The sequence below is a fragment of the Bradyrhizobium sp. UFLA05-89 genome, from assembly GCF_059803475.1.
The window spans coordinates 17,872-36,508 of sequence record NZ_JBANBA010000068.1 but is presented as its reverse complement, the minus strand read 5'-3'; the positions used below and the strand labels follow the sequence as shown (position 1 = coordinate 36,508).

At 64.1% G+C, this 18,637-nt stretch carries 23 protein-coding genes; 10 read left to right on the top strand and 13 right to left on the bottom strand.

The window, feature by feature from the left end; genetic code table 11:
- Positions 1-81: 81 nt before the first annotated feature.
- Both SO139_RS29050 and SO139_RS29045 read right to left on the bottom strand, forming a co-directional pair.
- The gene (locus SO139_RS29050) at positions 82-1,023 is read right to left on the bottom strand and encodes an SH3 domain-containing protein (protein WP_474797170.1); all 942 of its coding nucleotides are present in this window, start codon (positions 1,021-1,023) and stop codon (positions 82-84) included.
- A 135-nt stretch (positions 1,024-1,158) separates the two neighbouring features.
- The gene (locus SO139_RS29045; RefSeq protein WP_498541050.1) at positions 1,159-3,084 is read right to left on the bottom strand and encodes an FAD-binding monooxygenase; all 1,926 of its coding nucleotides are present in this window, start codon (positions 3,082-3,084) and stop codon (positions 1,159-1,161) included.
- Between the two features lie 117 nt (positions 3,085-3,201).
- Between SO139_RS29045 and SO139_RS29040 the strand changes: the two genes are divergently transcribed.
- Positions 3,202-3,666, top strand: coding sequence for a MarR family winged helix-turn-helix transcriptional regulator (locus tag SO139_RS29040; protein ID WP_449382118.1), 465 nt, complete (start codon positions 3,202-3,204; stop codon positions 3,664-3,666).
- 6 nt (positions 3,667-3,672) lie between these two features.
- Here the strand turns inward: SO139_RS29040 and SO139_RS29035 are convergent, their stop codons facing one another.
- Positions 3,673-4,194, bottom strand: coding sequence for a DUF1993 domain-containing protein (locus SO139_RS29035; protein ID WP_449382119.1), 522 nt, complete (start codon positions 4,192-4,194; stop codon positions 3,673-3,675).
- A gap of 174 nt (positions 4,195-4,368) precedes the next feature.
- Between SO139_RS29035 and SO139_RS29030 the strand changes: the two genes are divergently transcribed.
- Positions 4,369-4,800, top strand: coding sequence for a COG4315 family predicted lipoprotein (locus SO139_RS29030; protein WP_449382120.1), 432 nt, complete (start codon positions 4,369-4,371; stop codon positions 4,798-4,800).
- A 16-nt stretch (positions 4,801-4,816) separates the two neighbouring features.
- Here the strand turns inward: SO139_RS29030 and SO139_RS29025 are convergent, their stop codons facing one another.
- Both SO139_RS29025 and SO139_RS29020 read right to left on the bottom strand, forming a co-directional pair.
- Positions 4,817-5,014 (bottom strand): hypothetical protein, encoded by a 198-nt coding sequence (locus SO139_RS29025; RefSeq protein ID WP_449382121.1) that lies wholly within the window; start codon positions 5,012-5,014, stop codon positions 4,817-4,819.
- 152 nt (positions 5,015-5,166) lie between these two features.
- Complete coding sequence (locus tag SO139_RS29020) at positions 5,167-5,763, bottom strand: L,D-transpeptidase (protein ID WP_449382122.1); 597 nt, start codon at positions 5,761-5,763, stop codon at positions 5,167-5,169.
- 323 nt (positions 5,764-6,086) lie between these two features.
- Between SO139_RS29020 and SO139_RS29015 the strand changes: the two genes are divergently transcribed.
- The 5 genes from SO139_RS29015 (at position 6,087) to SO139_RS28995 (ending at position 9,056) form a co-directional block, all read left to right on the top strand.
- Positions 6,087-7,070 (top strand): hypothetical protein, encoded by a 984-nt coding sequence (locus SO139_RS29015; RefSeq protein WP_449382123.1) that lies wholly within the window; start codon positions 6,087-6,089, stop codon positions 7,068-7,070.
- Positions 7,071-7,162: 92 nt separating this feature from the next.
- Complete coding sequence (locus tag SO139_RS29010; RefSeq protein ID WP_449382124.1) at positions 7,163-7,432, top strand: hypothetical protein; 270 nt, start codon at positions 7,163-7,165, stop codon at positions 7,430-7,432.
- A 343-nt stretch (positions 7,433-7,775) separates the two neighbouring features.
- Entirely contained in the window at positions 7,776-8,012 is a 237-nt protein-coding gene (locus tag SO139_RS29005) for a DUF6894 family protein (protein ID WP_449382125.1), read from the top strand.
- 163 nt (positions 8,013-8,175) lie between these two features.
- Positions 8,176-8,553, top strand: coding sequence for a hypothetical protein (locus tag SO139_RS29000; RefSeq protein ID WP_449382126.1), 378 nt, complete (start codon positions 8,176-8,178; stop codon positions 8,551-8,553).
- 257 nt (positions 8,554-8,810) lie between these two features.
- On the top strand, positions 8,811-9,056 hold the full coding sequence (locus SO139_RS28995) for a hypothetical protein (protein WP_449382127.1): 246 nt from the start codon (positions 8,811-8,813) through the stop codon (positions 9,054-9,056).
- A gap of 16 nt (positions 9,057-9,072) precedes the next feature.
- Here the strand turns inward: SO139_RS28995 and SO139_RS28990 are convergent, their stop codons facing one another.
- The 4 genes from SO139_RS28990 to minC form a co-directional block, all read right to left on the bottom strand.
- Positions 9,073-9,258 carry a hypothetical protein gene (locus SO139_RS28990; protein WP_449382128.1) on the bottom strand — a complete coding sequence of 62 codons (186 nt, stop codon included), beginning with the start codon at positions 9,256-9,258 and terminating at the stop codon, positions 9,073-9,075.
- A gap of 215 nt (positions 9,259-9,473) precedes the next feature.
- Entirely contained in the window at positions 9,474-9,755 is a 282-nt protein-coding gene (gene minE / locus SO139_RS28985) for a cell division topological specificity factor MinE (protein ID WP_449382129.1), read from the bottom strand.
- Entirely contained in the window at positions 9,752-10,567 is an 816-nt protein-coding gene (gene minD, locus SO139_RS28980) for a septum site-determining protein MinD (protein ID WP_449382130.1), read from the bottom strand. The genes minE and minD overlap by 4 nt, the downstream gene beginning before the upstream one ends.
- Positions 10,568-10,588: 21 nt before the next feature.
- Complete coding sequence (gene minC, locus SO139_RS28975) at positions 10,589-11,281, bottom strand: septum site-determining protein MinC (protein WP_449382131.1); 693 nt, start codon at positions 11,279-11,281, stop codon at positions 10,589-10,591.
- A 443-nt stretch (positions 11,282-11,724) separates the two neighbouring features.
- Between minC and SO139_RS28970 the strand changes: the two genes are divergently transcribed.
- Positions 11,725-12,711: a phosphotransferase enzyme family protein gene (locus SO139_RS28970; protein WP_449382132.1), complete on the top strand. Its 987-nt coding sequence runs from the start codon at positions 11,725-11,727 to the stop codon at positions 12,709-12,711.
- A 75-nt stretch (positions 12,712-12,786) separates the two neighbouring features.
- Here the strand turns inward: SO139_RS28970 and SO139_RS28965 are convergent, their stop codons facing one another.
- Together SO139_RS28965 and SO139_RS28960 are read right to left on the bottom strand one after the other, a co-directional pair.
- Positions 12,787-13,044 carry a hypothetical protein gene (locus SO139_RS28965; protein WP_449382133.1) on the bottom strand — a complete coding sequence of 86 codons (258 nt, stop codon included), beginning with the start codon at positions 13,042-13,044 and terminating at the stop codon, positions 12,787-12,789.
- A gap of 67 nt (positions 13,045-13,111) precedes the next feature.
- Positions 13,112-14,146 carry a DUF2778 domain-containing protein gene (locus tag SO139_RS28960; protein WP_449382134.1) on the bottom strand — a complete coding sequence of 345 codons (1,035 nt, stop codon included), beginning with the start codon at positions 14,144-14,146 and terminating at the stop codon, positions 13,112-13,114.
- 139 nt (positions 14,147-14,285) lie between these two features.
- Between SO139_RS28960 and SO139_RS28955 the strand changes: the two genes are divergently transcribed.
- Together SO139_RS28955 and SO139_RS28950 are read left to right on the top strand one after the other, a co-directional pair.
- On the top strand, positions 14,286-14,726 hold the full coding sequence (locus tag SO139_RS28955) for a DUF1810 domain-containing protein (protein WP_449382135.1): 441 nt from the start codon (positions 14,286-14,288) through the stop codon (positions 14,724-14,726).
- A gap of 99 nt (positions 14,727-14,825) precedes the next feature.
- Positions 14,826-16,910 (top strand): methyl-accepting chemotaxis protein, encoded by a 2,085-nt coding sequence (locus SO139_RS28950; RefSeq protein WP_449382136.1) that lies wholly within the window; start codon positions 14,826-14,828, stop codon positions 16,908-16,910.
- Between the two features lie 2 nt (positions 16,911-16,912).
- On the opposite strand, the gene SO139_RS28945 is transcribed toward SO139_RS28950, so the two are convergent.
- Together SO139_RS28945 and SO139_RS28940 are read right to left on the bottom strand one after the other, a co-directional pair.
- Complete coding sequence (locus SO139_RS28945; RefSeq protein ID WP_449382137.1) at positions 16,913-17,503, bottom strand: NADPH-dependent FMN reductase; 591 nt, start codon at positions 17,501-17,503, stop codon at positions 16,913-16,915.
- A 61-nt stretch (positions 17,504-17,564) separates the two neighbouring features.
- Positions 17,565-18,488: a helix-turn-helix domain-containing protein gene (locus SO139_RS28940; RefSeq protein WP_449382138.1), complete on the bottom strand. Its 924-nt coding sequence runs from the start codon at positions 18,486-18,488 to the stop codon at positions 17,565-17,567.
- Positions 18,489-18,637: the final 149 nt, after the last annotated feature.

Here is an 18,637-nt window from a genome sequence, read left to right as displayed (position 1 = left end):
GAAATCTACCTCTGCGTAATTGCCTCAAATTGTGCAGGCCGGAAAGGAAAAGCCCGGCTCTTGGCCGGGCTTTCGCTCTTGTTAGTGCCGCTCACGGCCCGGAGGGCCTCCGGCGGGCGCACCGCCGCCATGCGGCGCGGCATTGATATGCGGCGCACCGCCGCCACCACCACCACCGACATGGGGTGTCGCGGGCGCTGCTGCGCGCGGAGCCGGCATCTGCGCATGCGCGTTCATCGGCGCGCCATGACTGACATTGGGCTGCGCGACGTGCGGCATCGCGGGACGTGCCGCGGGCGCCGCCGAGACGCGCGGCGCCTCGTGACTGCGCGCATTCTGCGGCTGAGGGCGCGCCATTGGCTGCACGCGGGCCGCGGCGCGAGCGTTCTCATGGGCAGCGGCGCGCGCATTCTCGTGCGTCGCACGTACCGCGTTCTCATGCGTCATCCGCGCCTGTGCATCCGCCGGGCGACCGCGGATCTCGCGAGCCTGCGATTGCTCGCGCGTCACACGCGCGGCTTCGCCGGCGCGCCCGCCTCCGACCGCGATCGCACCTTCGCGCGTCGCGGCTCGCCCGATGCGCGCGGCTCGCGGATCGAGCGTCATCCGCGTCGCATTGCGCTCATGCGATGTCCAGTAGTTCGCCCAGTAGTCGCGGCGGTGATACCAGGGCCGGCCGGCATAGTAGCTCGACCAGTACGAGCTCAGCGCGAACGGCACCACCGGCACGTCGACCTCGTCGACATAGTCGGGCAGATAGACGTAGTGGTTGCGGTAGAGATATTCGAGATATTGCGACGACACCCAGCCGCGGTCGTTCGACCAGCTCACGTCGCACCAGGCCTTGCCGTCAAGGCAGCCGTGGACATTGACGCGGGAGCCTCCGGGAATGCGATCGACCATCGGAAAGCCGGGACCCGGCCCCGCCCTCAACCCGACGGACGCAGTGACGATGCCGGGCGCCGCGAGTGCGGCGGTCGGCGCGAGCAGCATGGCTGCGGCAAACGCAAGTCTAAGCTTCATAGCGTGATCCTCCTCATGCGAGCAGGAACGTTCGAGCGGAGCGAGCGTTCCGCGCCACCGCGTCGAACTGGCCGAAAGATGAAGAGGCCGATGGCAGACGGGTTCAATATTCATCCGCCATTCATCGCGCGACCCTCAATTCACTTGCAACATGAAGCTGTCGAAGAATGCCGCCAGCTCTGCATACGCATCGAGGGGCAGCACATGTGCGACGTATTGGTCCGGCCGCACCACGACCATGCATCCTGCATTGCGACCGATCCCGCGCATGGCAAAGATATCGTGACCGCTCTTGAGATCGGGGCAGAACATCTTTTCGTAGTCGCGAAGTCCGTACCGCCCCTTCGCCGGCAGAAGCAGTGGCGGCATCGCGCCGATGATGAGCTCGCGATGATCCTGCTGGAACACCGCGCGTACATCGATCACGGAGTCGATATCCGCATCTACCGGCGTATAGCGTCGCACCGGGGACTCCCGTCCCTGGCTCAGGAAATCGCAGAACGAGGCAATCGCTCCGTCGCCCGCCGCGGGGTCGCCCGCGCCCGCAAACGCAAAAATGCGCCAGCGGCCGTCCGCCCTGGCGACGTGGCCGAGGTGAACGGGCTTTGCATCGGCAAGGCGGATCGCCGGTGCGGAATGAAAACGCTTGCCTATCACGAGACCGCTGGCCAGATGCTGATGTGTGGTGTTACCGGTCAGGAGCCCCGGCCGATAATGCGTTGCTGTCCCCGCGGTGTAGCGCCCGTGGCGGACAAAGTAGTCCTGGGTCTTGGCTGCATCCGCGGCCTTGCCGTCGCCCTTGGCCGAGGCCAGGATCGTCGCCCACTCGCGATCGAACTCGATCAGCTCTTTTGCCACCGCCTGACGTTCGCTCGAATAGCTGTGCAGAAGGTGCGGTGCGCACTGCTTGCGCAGCACGGCGGCAAGCTTCCAGCCCAGATTGAAAGCGTCCTGCATCGAGACGTTCATGCCCTGCCCCGCCTTCGGGCTGTGAGTGTGGCAGGCATCGCCAGCGATGAAGACGCGAGGCAGCCGCGTCGCGGTCTCCGCCTCCGGCACATCGTCGAACTTGTCTGTCAGGCGCTGACCGATCTCGTAGACCGACCACCAGGCGATCTCCCTCACCTCGAGCGTGTAGGGATTGAGAATGCGGCGCGCCTTCGCGATCAAATCGTCGGAGGTGATTTTGCGGTTCGCAACACGCTCGCCGATATCGAGCGTCGTCAGCTCGACATAGAGGCGCACGAGATAGCCTCCCTCCCGTGGAATCACGATGATGCTGCCGTCGTTGGCCGACTGGATCAGTGCCTTGAACCGAATGTCGGGAAAGTCGGTCACCGCGAGCACGTCCATCACGCCCCAGGCGTGGTTGGCGGAATCGCCGTGCAACTCACGGCCGATGGATTTGCGCACGCCGGAGCGCGCGCCATCGCAGCCGACGACATAGCGCGCCTTCACGGTTTCGATCCCACCCTCGTGAGCCGGATCGATCCTCTCCAACCTCACCGTCACCGCATGATCTTCGAAGCGCGCCGCGGGGTCGACATGGAGATCGATCAGACGCCGTGCGTAGTGCGGCTCGAGCTTGGCTGGCGACTTGCGCATGACGTCGAGAAAGCCGTCATGCACGCGCGCCTGGTTCAGGATGACATGCGGAAATTCGGATAGCCCATCCTCGACGTCCTGCACCCGGCCGCTGCGCACGATGTTTGCGCTGTGCTTGCCGTCGGGTTTCCAGAACGTCGTCTCGTTGACCCAATAGGCCTCCTTCAGCACGCGCTCGGCAAAGCCGTAGGCGTGGAACATTTCCATGGTGCGGCAGGCGATGCCGTCGGCCTGGCCGACGAGAAGGCGACTGGGCTTCTGCTCGACGATGCAGGTCTTGATGTCGGGAAACGCGGCGAGCTGCGCCGCGAGCGTGAGTCCTGCCGGGCCGCAACCAACGATCAAAACGTCGACCTCGTCCGGAACGGAGCCGGCCGCGCCGGAGGCCTGAATGCGCTCTGCCGGGTCGGCGATATCGGGGTCGCCGGCCAAAAATCCATTGAGATGGAACTGCATGAGACCTGCTCCTCCCCTGTTGCGCGTTAAGTGGACCGCGTTAGGTCCTTCTTCAGTATTGATCAGTATACTGACTATCAGTATACTTGTCAATGCCCGTCATCCGAGGAGCGTCCGGTGAAAGACAACAACGACATGCCCGGCCATCTGGCCCGTCGCTTTCAGCAGATTGCCGTGGCGGTATTCCTCGCCGAGGTGGAGGACGCAGGCTTCGACCTCACGCCTGTGCAATATGCGGCGCTCGCGACCATCAAGGCCAATCCCGGGCTCGACCAGGTGACGTTGGCAGGCCTGATCGCGTACGACCGCACGACCATCACCGGCGTGATCGATCGCCTCGTGCAGAAGGGCCTTGCCGAGCGTCGCGCCAGCAGCCGCGACCGGCGCGCGCGCGAACTCGAGATCACCGACGAAGGAGGCAAGACGCTGCGTGCCATCACACCAGCAGTCGAGGCGGCGCAGCGGATCATGCTCCGCGGCCTGACCGACAAGGAAGCCGATGAATTAATGCGGCTGCTGCGCAAGGCGATCGCCGCGGGCAATGACCTTAGCCGCGCGCCGATGCGCGAGGCGCCGACGTGAGTGCGCTCACGTCTTCAGCTTCAGCCGGCCAATGAAATCGCGTTTTCCCAGCGGCGCGCCCTTGTGACGGAGGATGGCGTAGGTCGCGGTCGCATGGAAAAAGAAGTTCGGCAGTGAGAACGACATCAGAAAACCCTCCGCGGTGAAGGGCACCGTGCGGTCACCGACCTTGAAGGTGACATCGCGGCCGACCAGAGCATCGACGGCTTCGGGTGTCAGAGCGGAGATCTCGTTGCGAGCCTCGGTCACCAGCGCCTGAAGCGAGGCGTAGTCGTGATCGGGGTTGATGCTCGGCGGGACGAACACCCCGTCCCTCGCCGCTGCGAGCGCGCCGCGCGAATGATGCGCGACCGACACCACCTGGGCGCGCAGCGGCCACATGTCCGGCGCAAGCCGCGTCTCCACGACCTCGGCCGGATCGATGCCCTTCTCCTTGAAATGGACCAGGCTCTTGTCGAGGAAACCGCCGACCGCGCCCAGAATCTGGAGATAATTGGCAACCGTTGCGTCGTAGAGCGAAAAGGCCATGGCGTAACTCCCCGCTTGGATGTCGCGTGGGATAGAGTTCCCGCAAATCCTCGCCGATTGCAACCAGTGCCCACATTTGTCGCAGCGCGGCGAAACCTGGAACTAACTTTCGACTGTTACCGTCGCCCCATTCTGCGCTTAACGCGCGATTAATTTTGTGATCGGGGGCCTTGGATGTTCAGGTTCGTCATGGTGGCCGCAGCCGCACTGCTCCTTTCCGGGCAGGCGCTCGCAAACGGACATGGCTCGGATGCTCCGCCGCCGCCAAAGCCCGACGCCACGACCGCGCCGGCGCGCGTGATCCTGACCAAGCAAGGCCCAAAGCTCGTCGATCTCAAAGGTATGACGCTTTATTATTATGAGCGTGACACCAGCGGCAAGACATCGAACTGCGACGGCAAATGTGCCCAGATCTGGACACCGCTGTCAGCGCCCACCGACGCCAAGGCGGTCGGCGACTTCACCGTGATCACACGCAATGACGGCAGCAAGATGTGGGCGTACCGCTATCGCCCGCTCTACACGTCTCCCGCCGACAAGGCGCCCGGCGACACCAATGGCAACGCCACGACCCTGCAATGGCGGATCGCCCGGCCCGACGAGTAGCGAGGCCGCTCGAAGCTCAGTGCCTCGAACTGCTCGCGACCTTTGCATGCGGCACGGAATCGGCGGAAGCGTAGTTCACCTCCGGATTCAAGTGCACCGCCGCGTACAGGATCAGTCCTGCGAGAATCGAGCCGTAAAAGCTGACACTTGCCCACCGCCACTTTCGCGCAATGCGGCGGTCGTGCTCGTTCAATTCATAAAAGAATTTCTGCATGGTGCCTCCGTTGGCAGCTAGCGCGTCAGGCATAGCTCACCTGCAGCACATCCGCTGTGAGGCATTTCACGTTTTGCGGTTCCAGAACGTAGAAGGGCCCGGTCAACGCTCGCCGAGCCCGCGCCAGTTCAACGATCTCCGCAGCTACCTGCTTACCCGCGCAAGCCGTCTCCTGCCCCGCTTTGCGCCGTCCGTCCCGGTGGCAGCACCACCACGGTCGAACCCATCTTCACCCGGTCGTAGAGGTCGATCACATCCTCGTTGCGCATCCGGATGCAGCCGGAGGAGATCGCCTGGCCGATATATTCCGGCTGATTGGTGCCGTGGATGCGATAGAGCGTGTCCTTGTTGCCGGCATAGAGGTAAAGCGCCCGCGCACCGAGCGGATTGGCCGCGCCACCGGGAACGCGCGAAGGATAGGGCCCAAGCCGCTCCTGGATCTCCGGTGTCGGGATCCAGTCCGGCCACGCGGCCATGCGGCCGACCCGTGCCACGCCGGAGAACGCCATCGCCTCCTCGCCGACGGCTACGCCGTAGCGGATCGCCTTGCCATCGGGCAGAACGTAGTAGAGATAGCGCGCGTCGGTATCGACCAGGATCGTGCCCGGCTGCTCCTTGCGCGAATAGTCGACGATATGGCGGAGATATTGCTCGGGTACGTTCGCCTGCGCGTAAGGCGTATGCGCCAGCAACTGACGGTCGCGTGGCGTCATGCTCGCGCTGTTGGACGGCGACAGGGTCGCCTGCATGCAACCGCCCAGTGGCAGCAACGCGGCTACCAGTATTGCGATAGAGGATTTTTGCACAGCCTGCCCCAGGTTGCGCCCCCAACCTTCTACATCTGCTGCCCAAATCGTGCTGAAAAAATGGCGGCACGGCGGGAAAACTGACAAGTGTCCGGGAGCCAGGGGTTCCGCCGGCACGCCCGCAAGGGGGCAGCCCCACACTCTCCTTCCTGCCGCCTTGCTTTCGTCAAACCCGGCTGGACTCGTGCGCACTGGGGGTGGAGGACCGACTGATCTCTTTCCATCGGCTCGCGCGAATGCGGACGACCAAGGTTTAAGGAGCTTCGATGCTCGCGACGCTGAACAGCAAGCAAATCGTCGATGAAATCGTGAAGGACACGGTCAAGGATAACGATCCGCACGACGCGCTCGATATCGCGCCCGAGATCGTCCTCGCCGCGCGCCCGGACAAGGCCGCGACCACGCCCACGCTCGTGCCTGACAGCGCAACGCGTCCGGAGCCCAAGATCAATCTGAAGATCAATCTGATGAAAGAGATTTCCTCCGCGGCGCCGTCAGTCGACACCGCAGTTCGCGCAGCCGCCAGCGATCTCCGCGTCACGCGCAAGCGCTCGTCGGTCGGCAGATGGCTTCGCAGCGCGTTCGTCACCCTGCTGTTTGCCGGAGGCAGCGCCGCCGCAGCCATCGCCTGGCAGACCCACGGCGATACCGCAAAAGCGATGGTTGCTGCATGGATGCCGACCGTGGTCGCTTCGCCGTCACAAGCGACACCGCCGGCAACGGAGCAGGCTGCGTCAACCGAACAGCAGGCCACAACCGAACAGCAGGCCACGGTGGCCGATCAACCCGCCGCGCAGCCGCCAATTCCGGCTCAGGCGCAGGACAACGGCAACACGAGCCCGCCGACGACGGCGCCCGACGCGGCGCAGTCGCTCCAGTCGATGACGCGCGATCTTGCCGCGATGACGCAGCAGATCGAGCAGCTCAAGGCCAACATGGCCGAACTGAAAGCGAGCCAGGAGCAGATCGCGCGCGAGATCGCGAAGGCCGCACCGCCGAAGCCGGCTGAGGCCAGGATTGCCGATCCACGCGCGAAGCTCTCGGCTCTGCCGCCGCGGCCGCCGGCGCCGCCTGTGCGCAAACCCAGGCCGATGGCCGCCGCTCCGACCTATGCACCAACTTACGCACCAGTGCCGGTCGCACCTCCACCACAAGCTGCTGCCGTTCCGTCGCCGCTACCGCCTGCTTCCACCTCGCAGCTCGCCGATGACGACGGACCGGTGGTGCGTCCGCCGATGCCGGTGCACTAGCCTCGGGCTCGTGAACCCTTCGACGGCACACCGAGACCAGAGCGCAGAACCGGTTCGCTCACCGACCGGACATGCGCTTCGAGCTGACAACCATGCCGACGATCAGACGCTTCGTTTCGAATCTATGGCTTGCGGCAACGCCGCTGGTCATTCTGTTCGCGATCGTCGGATTGTTCGCGCTGATCGGAACAGCAAGCCGGATCGTTTCGACGGTCGCAGGTCCGCAGGTCTCGGACGACTTCGTCGCCAACGTCATGACGCTGTTCGCGATGCTGGTGCTGTTCGCGCCGCTTGCGATTCTGATCTACGCGTTCGCCTCGCTCGTGCGCGAGCGCAGGCCGAACAGAGGTGACGCTGTCTGAGTCGTCGTGAGACGTTGAGTCCGGGCGGTTACGGGCCTGCGAATTTTTGTGCTGTGACCGGAAGGAGAAAAGGCCGTCGGGATCTATGCCGCCGGCCTTCTCTTGCAACTGCCGGTTCCCGGAGCCCGGTTCTGTTGCAATTCCATGCTGCGAGCATGACGCGCGCATACTTAATAAAATCTTAACGATCTCGCGTGGTGCACATGATTTTTGCCCCATAAGCACAGAGATTGCGCGGACACTTCGTTCGGGAAAGATCGACTCAGTGGTACCATCTCCTGCGTGAGACTTGTCGTCGGACTTGAGTACGCAAGACTTTGTAGTCAAGACTTGGGGACCTCGGATGCCTTACTACTACTTCGATCTCGTGGTTGGTGAAGAGTTCAAGAACCAGGGCGGTATTATCCTCGAAGACCTCGAGGTCGCCTCGGATCGCGCTGAGCAACTGGCCAACGAGTTGTCTCAGGTGAATCCCGATCTTCAGCATAGGGGATGCGCCGTGCGCGTCACCGACCGCGATCACAACGAGGTTTATCGGACGCCGCTCGATCCCGTTCCGAGCTGGCAACGGTCCGGTTAGCTCGTCACGCATCGCCAACCCGCATTCGCCATCGCATGACGGGGCGGCATTCCTCGCGTGAGGCGCACCGACCTCACGGCCCGCGCGAGTGCGCGTGATCTTCCACCCCCATTGCGCGGCGGGGCCCCTAGCGCTAGCCTCTCAAAAAAGGGAGGATTTTGGAATGGGCTATGGTTGGTTGATCGCGGGCTTGATTCTGATTGCTGCACCCGCCCAGGCCGCGCCGCGATCGGTCTATGTGACGATGGTCCTGCAGGCCTTCGCCGCCAAGGTCGAATGCCCCGGCACCGATCTCGTCTATCAGGACCTGGTGAAGCGAGCGCAGGATATGCAGCTGCCCGACGGCACGACCGAGAAAGTACGCAAGGCCATCGCCTTCATGCACACCGGCGGCAAGATGGGCGAGAAGCAGGACGACGATCTCATGGCCGAGGTCGCGGTCGCGACCCAATCAACCGATCTCGACCAGCGACGGCTCGGAATGAGCGGCTGGTGCGAAGCCCAGAAGACCAACCTCGCCGGGCTCATTCACACCAAGTAATGATCTCACAGCACAGCCGGCGCGCCCGGTGAACTTCGGGTCCCTCATTCGTCCAATCCTTCAAGCTGAGGAAAACGCACGATGTCGGCGGCACGGACACGCCCTCGCCTGATGGTGTGTCGCGGGAAGGCGCGAGCCCGCGGGGCAGTGAGGCGCTCGTGCCAACGTTAGCCATGCCGCGATGGAACCGGTGGCCTTGGCCAACAATCGTCACAATCCTCGCAAGCATACGGGCGGCTTCGTCAAGGAGACCCACAATGCGGACTGCCTACATCGTGCTTATAGGCGTGCTCGCAGGCGCGTTGACCGCGCCCGTGCTTGCCAGGAATTCCAACACCCAGCAGGCCGAAGAGAAATCGGCCGCGTCAACGTGCAGTGCCTATCAGCAGGCGCCGGACGGCTCTTGGACGCAGCTTCCCTGCAAGGAGACCGGCGAGCACAGCAGCCAGGCGCAGACGCAGCACAAGCCGCCGGCGCCGGGCACTGAACCGGACGCGCACTGAGGCCGCGGCCGCCGGTTCAGCTCTGGTGCGGGCCCTTCATGATCTTCATGGCGTCCTCGATGTGACGCCACTCCTTCGCCTCCTCGGCCTCGCCGCGGCTCTCGCAGGCCTGCGCCAACTGTGCGGCCTGAGCAATCGCAGCAAAGCCATGCTTCTCGAGCATCTGACGTGCGATGGTGTGAACCTGGACCTCGGACATCATGGGCGCTCTCCCGGTTGACGCGTCGCAGCCGCGACGTCGATGCGGCCGCGGCCTCTCTCAAACGGTCGAGCGCGAGCCCGGTTCCCGCGCGTCACATCACATCGGCACGCCCCGGAATTTGAATGGCGCGTCATTGCGAATGCAACAAAGGCAGCCCGCTGTCGCCAGCGGACTGCCTTCTCATCCACCCCAAGTTAGACGACCCGGCCGGGTCTCTACCCGACCGCCACCCGCTTGCGCTCGATGTCGTTGGGCACCTCGATGTCGACCTCGAGCGTCGAGACTTCGTCGCCACGTTCCAGCCGCACGATCACCTTGGTCGGGTCGAGCGTGACATGTTTCGAGACGACCGCGAGGATTTCCTCGCGCAGCACGCCGAGCAGATCGGGCTGGCCGCGCTGGCCGCGCTCATGCGCAAGCAGGATCTGCAACCGCTCGCGCGCGACGGGAGCAGTGGCCTTGTTGCCGCGAAGAAGCCGGAGCAGACCCATGCTCATGCTGCCCTCCGTCGCAGGAGGCGATCCATGAAGCCCTTCTTCTCCGAAGGCACGGTCATGCGGATGTTTTCACCGCACAACCGCTTCGCCGCATCCATGTAGGCCCGTGCTGGCGCGCCGTCCGCATTGGACAGCGTCACCGGCGTACCGACGTTGGACGCCTTCAGCACGTCCTGGCTCTCCGGGATGATGCCGAGCAGCGGCGTTGCGAGGATCTCGAGGATGTCGTCGATGTTCAGCATCTCGCCGCGCAAGGCACGCGAGGGATCGTAGCGCGTGATCAGGACGTGCTTTTCGACGCGCTCGCCCTTCTCGGCCCGCACCGTCTTGGAGTCGAGCATGCCGATGATGCGGTCGGAGTCGCGCACCGAGGAGACCTCGGGGTTGGTGACGATCACGGCCTCGTCGGCGAAGCGCATCGCCATGGAGGCGCCGCGCTCGATGCCGGCAGGGCTGTCGCAGATCACCCAGTCGAACCGGCTGCGCAAATCGGCGATGACCGTGCGGACGCCCTCCTCCGTCAACGCGTCCTTGTCGCGGGTTTGGGAGGCCGGCAGCAGCCAGAGATTCTCCAACCGCTTGTCGCGGATCAGGGCCTGCGGGAGCTTCGCAACTCCCTGCACCACGTTGATGAGGTCGAACACGACGCGCCGCTCGGCGCCCATCACGAGGTCAAGGTTGCGCAAGCCGACGTCGAAATCGACGACCACGACCTTGTCGCCGCGCTGCGCCAGCGCTGCCCCCAAGGCTGCGGTCGTCGTGGTCTTGCCGACCCCGCCCTTGCCTGATGTCACGACCAGTACCTTACTCATCTCAAATATCTCCCTTGCTGGTCAGTTCAGTGCTGTAATTCGCATGGTATTGCCCTGTAGCCAGGCCTGCGCCGGCTTGCCGCGCAAGGCGGCGTCGATGTCGTCCGCAGTCTGGTAAAATCCATCAATTGCAAGCAGTTCAGCCTCGATCTTCTGACAATAGATCCGCGCGGAGGAGTGGCCGTTGACGCCGGCCATGGCGCGCCCGCGCAGCGCGCCGTAGACATGGATGGAGCCGCCCGCGACGACCTCGGCCCCGGAGCCGACCGAGCCCAGGATCGTCACGTCGCCCTCGGGGAAGATCACGGTCTGGCCCGACCGCACGGGGTTTTCGAGCAGCAGTGAGCTCGGCTGCTTCGTGACCTCGACCTTCTTCGGCGGGGTCGGCTCGAGCCCGCAGGAACGTCCACCCAAGAGCAGTGGGGGCATGTTCGGCGTCAGCCGCGCCTCCTCCACCCCCTCGATGCCGAGCACGCGGATATTGCGCTCCTGAAGGCTTCCAAGCAGATGCGTGATGCCGGACTGGCTGAGATCGACCGAGGACAGATCGACCACCACCGGGCGGCCGGCAAAGAATCCCGGCGAGCGCGCGATCGTGGCGTCGATCTCCTGGAGCCAATCGACGATCGGAACCGTCGGCACGAAGACGAAGGCGACGTAGGATCGGCCGCGCAGGCGCACCAATTGGCGTTGAGGTCTTGCTGCTGCCTCCATGGCTGCCGACTCGTCCTTGTTATTGAATGGTTAACGATGCGACCGAGATGGTTAATGGCCAGTTAATTTCTCGGCGGGTTACGCCACTCGGAGAGCGCGCCCTAGGCACTATTCCTCGCCCTACGCGACTGGGGACTTTTGGATCTGCGGATTGCAATGAATTTCCCGGAGATTTCGGCCCCAAGGGCAGCGGCATGACCAACGACGCGGCGACCTTTGCCCGCATCGACCGGCAGCAGTCCGAGCGCTGATCATGATTCTGGCGATGACGATGATGGTCGTGGTGAGGATAGGCGCTAATCGCCGATTCCCGCGCCAATGAGCTCGAGAAGATGCTGGACCCCCGTCTACGCGGGGCGCAGCATCGTCCTTTTCGAGGCGGCTCTCGCTTCCACAGATGACCGCTCCGCATTAGGATCGGCACGCAATCCTGAGCACCGCCTTTGGTCGATTTCGAGCCAGTCTACACCACGTCCCGGGCAGAGACCGTTGCGCGCTTCGTCGCCGAACGTTACGCCCTGCCCGCTCCGCTTCAGTGCCGGATGCTCAATCGCGGGTTCAACGATGTTTACCTCATCGTCACGGCAACCGATGAACGCTATGTGTTTCGCCTGTCGCATCATCGCGCGCGCGGCGCCGCCGATGTGCGGACCGAAACGGACTTCCTGGTCCACCTGGACAGATCCGGCGTGCCGGTTGCCGCGCCCGTTGAAACGCGCGAAGGCTCTCTCTTCGTACAGGGACAGGCCCCGGAAGGCGTGCGGGAGGGCGTACTCTTTCGCGAGCTCGCGGGGCGCGTGCCCGAGGCAACATCCACCGCCGATGCCCGCGCGAACGGCGTGACCCTGGCGAAGCTGCACAACGCCGCGGAGTCACATAGTGCTCCGGCTGCGCTTTACAAACTCGATCTCGATCATCTGTTGCGCCGGCCGCTTGCGAGAATTCGCGACAGCAACATCCTGGAGATCGCAGGCGCGCACATCGGCGATCTCGAGGCCATTGCAGCGAGAACCGCCGAACGGATCGAGACGTTGGATCACCTGACCTGGACCCATTGTCACGGCGATTGTCACGGCTTCAATGCGCGTATCAGCGACGCCGGCGATGCGGTCTTCTTCGATTTCGACGACGGCGGTCCCGGCTATCTGGCGTACGACCTGTCGGTCTTCCTCTGGGCGAAGCTGTCCTTTGGCCGCAAGCTGTACACCATGTGGGACGTCTTCATCGATGGCTATCGGACGATCCGCCCTATCGCTCCAGACGATTTCGAGGCCGCGCATGCGTTCGTCATCGTCAGGCACTTCTGGCTGATGGGCGAGTATGCAAGCCGCACGCGGGAATGGGGCAGCGAACCCGTCAAGTGGGTCGCACGCGAGGTCGAATTCTTGAGGGCCTGGGAGACCGACCGCCTGGCAGATCGATTGTTTTAGGTCGAGCGTTGCCGAGCCTCACGAAGGCAGCTTCGACGTGGAGCACGGCAACGGCGACGTGGAGAAGGACGCCATTCAGAGCAGCTTTGCGCTCACGAAAAGCGCGCGCACTGTGTTCGTCGCCTGCACGGCAAGCATCGCGTTGTCAGCGGCGCCTTCGAGTGCGGCAACCGCCTCCTCATGCAGCGAACGGAATTCCATCCATTCCATCGAATTGTAGTTGGTGAGGAATTGATAGGCCTGGCCGACGGTCGCGATCGCCAGCGTGTTACCGTTCAGGCGAATCTTGAACGTCGTGCGCAGCGGGGTGTCGGAACTGGTTGGATCGGTCATGGGCTGCTTCTGCACGAAAACGGCTTAACGAAGGGAAAACGGCAGCGCCCGCCGTTTGTTCAGACTTTTAGGAGTCCGAGGCCGATGCGCGCTGCGACACCGACGTGGCGCCCTTCAGGTTCGGCACCACGATCAGACGGTTGATCTCGCCATCGTCATAGGCCTTCAGGAAACGATCGTAGAACTTGATCGAGACGCAGCCATTGGAGTCGCCGCGCGGCCCGAGCATGTAGCTGTGCGTGAGCAGCCCGACGCGGCCAAGGGCGCTGGTCCCGTCGACCGGCGTCATGCGCAGTGCGCGCACGCCATGGAAAAGCTTTTCGCGAGGCTTCAGCTCGTAGGTTGCCGGCGGGGTCGCGCCGACCATGCGCTGGTCGACATGGTCAGGGTCGTCCATCATCGCGCCCATGCCGGAATGCGCTTCGAGCGCCACGCCGCCCGGCAGGTACACCGCCTTCGCCGAGATGTCGTACACCGCGGTCTGCGAATTGTAGCCGAGCGCGGCGAGGTCAGGCCCCTGGCGGAACAGGCCGCTGTCGGGCGTCAGCGAGGCAAGCCTGACCTTGCCCGGGAACATGTCGGAGAATTTTTGCAGCAGGCTGCGGTTGTCGCCCTTCGGCAGGGAATCGGCGAAGGCCTGGCTGGAGGCGACTTGGGAGGCGAGATCGGCCTGCACCGGGCGCGACCGGGGCATCGGGACGTCGGGCTTCTGCGATGACAATGGCGGCGCCGTCGCCTCGACCACCTGCTTGTCGTCCTCGGTCAGGGTCGAGCGCCAGTCGTCACGGACGAGTTGCTGGGCGAGCAGGGCCTTGGCGTCGCGGAGCTTGAGCTGGATCATGCTGACCGCCGAGCGTTCGACGGAGCGCAAGCCGGCGTCGCGCGGCGGCGAACTGGGCTGGAATCGGTCCTCAAAGGATGTCGTTGGGCCGCTAGGTGGCAATGCGGCCGACGCGAGAGAGGCGGTGCCGTTGCCGTAGGCGATCCAGGCGACCGCGCCGACCGACAGCGCCACGGCGGCCAAAGACAGCAAAAGCGTTTCCGGCCGCCCAATACGGCGGCGCGACAAGAGCTTCTTGGCCCGTGCTGCGTCGGAAACCATCAGATCCCCAAATCGACCCGCCCAACCCCGTCTCGAACCCCTCGGGGTACCCAACCCCGTCGAGATTCTATACCAGCTACCACATCAGGAGCCAAAAGTTAGGCATAATCGCGGCCGGGGCGGCAGCCGGAGGCGGTTAATGAGCGATCCTTTTGACCTCAAACGCTTCATCCAGGCCCAGAACGACATCTATCCGGGGGTCGTCGGAGAGCTTTCGGCGGGGCGAAAGCACAGCCACTGGATGTGGTTCATCTTCCCGCAACTAGCCGGGCTCGGCGCCAGCGCCATGTCGCAGCGCTATGCCATCGCCTCCCGGGTGGAGGCCGAGGCCTACCTCGCCCACCCCGTGCTCGGACCGCGCCTCCTCGAATGCACAGGCCTCGTGCTCGCGGTGAAGGATCGCAGCATCAACGCGATCCTCGGCGCGCCCGACGACGTCAAATTCCACTCGTCGATGACGCTGTTCGAAGCCGTGTCGGATGAGGCGATCTTCGGCCAGGCGCTTGCCCGCTATTTTGCCGGCGCGCGCGATGGCGCGACGCTCGAGATCCTCGCGGCAATGGACCGCAGGGCCGGCTGATCGCAAAACCGGCCGGCCGCGGCAGCATAAACCCGGAGTTAAGCGAGCCCACCTACCCTTCACGCGATTTCACGCCTCGGCTCTTTTTCCGGACCCGCTATGAAAATCAACACGCTTCTGACTGCCGCCATCGTCTCGTTGTCGACCGTCGGCGGCGGCCTCGCCGTCTATGTCGCGGTGACCAAATATCAGACCATGGACCGGATCGCGGAGGCCCAGAGCCGGCTCCAGATCGTGCGCGCGGTCGGCGATATCCCGCGCTATCTCAATCCCGAGCGCGGTTACGCCACCAACATTCTCTACGGCCCGGCGACGGTCGATCCCGCGATGCGCGCCGAGCACGAGAAGCTGCGCAAGCTGACGGACGGCGCGCGCGACAGGATGAACGCGCTGCGCAAGGAGCAGCTTCCGGGCAGCCTCGAGGACGGCAACACCATTGCCAGCAGCATCGACGCCCTGAATGCGAAGTTTGCCGCCCTGCGCGAGGCCATCGACAAGGCGATCGAGGGTCCTGCGGACGCCCGCAAGGACGCTGCGCGCAAAATCGTCGCCGACAACGCCGTGTTCAACAACGGCATCACCGCACTCCTCAGCGAGCAGGTTCGCCGCATGGCGATCCTCAACGGAGATGCCTATCGCCAGGCAAGCTACGCCAATGTCGCCTGGACGCTGCGTGACGTCGGCGGCTTCAATGCCAGCCAGTACAAGAACCTCGTCGGCTCCAAGAAGGTGGCGAGCGAGGCCGAGAAGATCGACATCAGCCGCGCGCAGGGCCGCAACGACCAGATCCTGATGTCGCTCCAGGAATTACGCGGCAATCCAACGACGCCGGCGAACGTCGCGGCCGCGCTCGAGAAGATGAATTCCGACTATGTCGAGAGCTTTGGTCGCGACCTCAAGCTCATCAAGGACGGCGCGGCGAGCGGCAAATACGACATCGACGTCGACACGTTGTATGCGAGCTCGCAGCGCGGCCTGGGCGCCATCATCGGCGTCCGCGAGGCATTCTACGAGAATGCCGAGCAGATCCTCGGCACGGCCTCTGCGGACGCGCGGCTGAGCTTCACGATCGCGCTGACCGGCCTTGCGGCCGTGCTCGTCGCAAGCATCGGCCTTATCGTCATGGTCCGCCGCCGCGTCTGCGCGCCGATCGTCAACCTGACCAGGAGGATGTCGCGCCTTGCCGCCGGTGAGATGGCGGAGGAAATTCCGGGCGCAGCGCGCTCCGACGAGATCGGCGCGATGGCGGCCGCCGTGCAGGTCTTCAAGGACAACATGCTCAAGGCCGAACAGCTCGCGGTCGAGAAGCAGGCGGAGAACGACGGCAAGATGCGGCGGGCCCAGATCCTCGACGAGCTCGCCCGCGCCTTCGAGGCCAAGGTCTCAGAGCTTGTCGGTGGCCTGTCGTCGGCATCGGCAACGATGGAAAGCACGGCGCAGTCGATGACCTCGACGGCGTCCGCGACCAACAGCCAGGCCGCGGTCGTCGCGGCCGCCTCCGAACAGACCTCGACCAACGTGCAGACGGTCGCGAGCGCGACCGAGGAGCTCAGTTCCTCGATCGCCGAGATCGGCCGCCAGGTCGCCCAGTCCACCGAGATCGCGGCGCGCGCCGTCGACAATGCGCGGCGCACCGGCGATACCGCGCGCAGCCTTGCCGAGGGCGCGCAGAAGATCGGCGACGTCGTCACGCTGATCCAGAGCATCGCCGAGCAAACCAACCTGCTGGCGCTCAATGCGACCATCGAGGCGGCGCGCGCCGGTGACGCCGGCCGCGGCTTTGCCGTAGTCGCCTCCGAGGTCAAATCGCTGGCGGGGCAGACTGCGAAGGCCACGACCGAAATCTCCGAGCAGATTTCCGCGATCCAGTCCGCGAGCGACGAGACGATCGCCGCGATCCGCAACGTCGCCGACGTTATTGCCGAGATCGACCAGATCGGCACCGCGATCGCCGCTGCGATCGAAGAGCAGGGTTCGGCGACCAAGGAAATCTCCCGCAGCGTCCAGGAGGCCGCGCGCGGCACCCAGGAGGTCAATTCCAACATCACAGGCGTGCAGCGCGCCGCCGACGATACGGGAGCTGCCGCCAATCAAGTGCTGGGTGCTGCCGAACAGCTCTCCTCGCAGTCACGCGACCTCGCCGGCCAGGTCAACCGCTTCCTCAGCGAGGTCAGGGCCGCGTAACGTCAGTAAGGCGGCGCCTTCCTTGCCCGTTGCGCCTTGGCAGCCTCGACCCACCAGGTGAGATCGTCGGCAAAACGCGGGAACGAGCGCTCCAGCGCCTTGCCGCCCTCGCCCGTCGGCTCGCCCTCCGCCGACAGCGTCTGCGCGATCGGACCGACCGCGATCGTGCTCGAGATCACCACCATGCCCATTTCCGACAGCGTGCCATGCCAGGCGGTTGCGGCGCGTGCGCCGGAAAAGCGACCGGCGGAATAGCTGACGACTGCGGCCGGACGCCAGAACCATTCCTCGAGAAAATGATCGGTGAGGTTCTTCAACCCCGGCTGAATACCCCAATTGTATTCGCCGGTGACGAACACGAAACCGTCGGCATCGCGGATCTGCGTCGCCAGCCTCTCAAGTGCCTCCGGCGCCTTCCCTTTGGGATGCTCCTTGTACATGCGGTCGAGCATGGGAAGGCCGACCGCCTTGGCGTCGATGAAGGTGACCTCATCGCCACGGCTCCGCAAGCCGTTGACGACGAAATGCGCCAGACGAATACCCATGCGGTCGACGCGGTAGGAGCCGTAGAGGACGAGGATGCGATTGCCCATGACGGGCGCATCCTAGCATGAAGCGTTATGCCGACCTATTCACGAAAGCCGCGACGAAAGGTCAGGCCTTTCGGGCGCGCTCCAGCGTCTGTGACGGCGTTTCGCCGAACTGTTGCCGATAGCTTCTCGAGAAGTCGCTGAGGTGCCAGAAGCCGAAGGCAAGCGCCGCCGCCTTCACGCTCTCGGGCCCGGCCAGCAATCGCTTGCGAACGAGCCACAGTCGCCGCAGGCGCAAATAGCGGTGCAGGCTCATGCCTCGATAGCGCTGGACTGCATCGTGCATGCTGCGCACGGACAGGCCGAGCTTCCTGGCCAACTCCTCACTGTAGATCGGCTGAGCGAGATCATCCAGCAGGAGCGCGCGGATGTCCTGGAATGTCCTGAAGTGCCGCTCGTCATTGGCCCGCGCGGTCCAGCGTGTTGGAACGACGCCAGCAAACGCCGCATCGATCGCGGCGAGCAGGGATTCCCTCATCGCCGATGCCTTCATCGGCCATTCGACGGCATCGACAGGCTCCGAGGCAGCAGCGATCACCTCCCTGATCAGCTTGCGCAGCCAGGTCAGCGCCAACGCGCTCGTTTCGTAGATGCGGAAGTTTGCCCTCGTCTCCGGCCAGCCGCGCCCGCTCACCTCCGGCGTAAACATCACAGAGGCGTATTGCCGCTCGACTTCCTCGACCATGTTGAAGACGGCGCCACCGCCGCCGATCACGATGGCCGCACGATCCCGGTGCGCTCCGTTGAAACGGATGGGAACCTCATGGTCGTCCATCGTGAAGCCAACCGCGGTGCAGTTCTTCACGAGCTGCGCATCCACGATACGTGGAAAGGATTTCGTGAAGTTGACGTCGCAACCCGGCAGATTCAGGATGGTCTGCTCGGCCGCAATCTTCCGCACGAGCGGCGTGAACTCCACATCCAGGGTTCGTATCGCACTGCGGAATTCATCGACATCGTCAAATCGAAATATCTTTGGCGCCGACATCGGCATCCCAAAAAATGGCATTCATCGCGAATCAAGAAATCAGTTCAACAACGGTCCCCTAATCCGGCTATTCGCTCAACTGTATCTTCGGTTCCGTCGGGCGCGCTTGCCTGAGCGCGCAGAAATCAAAAATACCGCAGTTGCGTTTG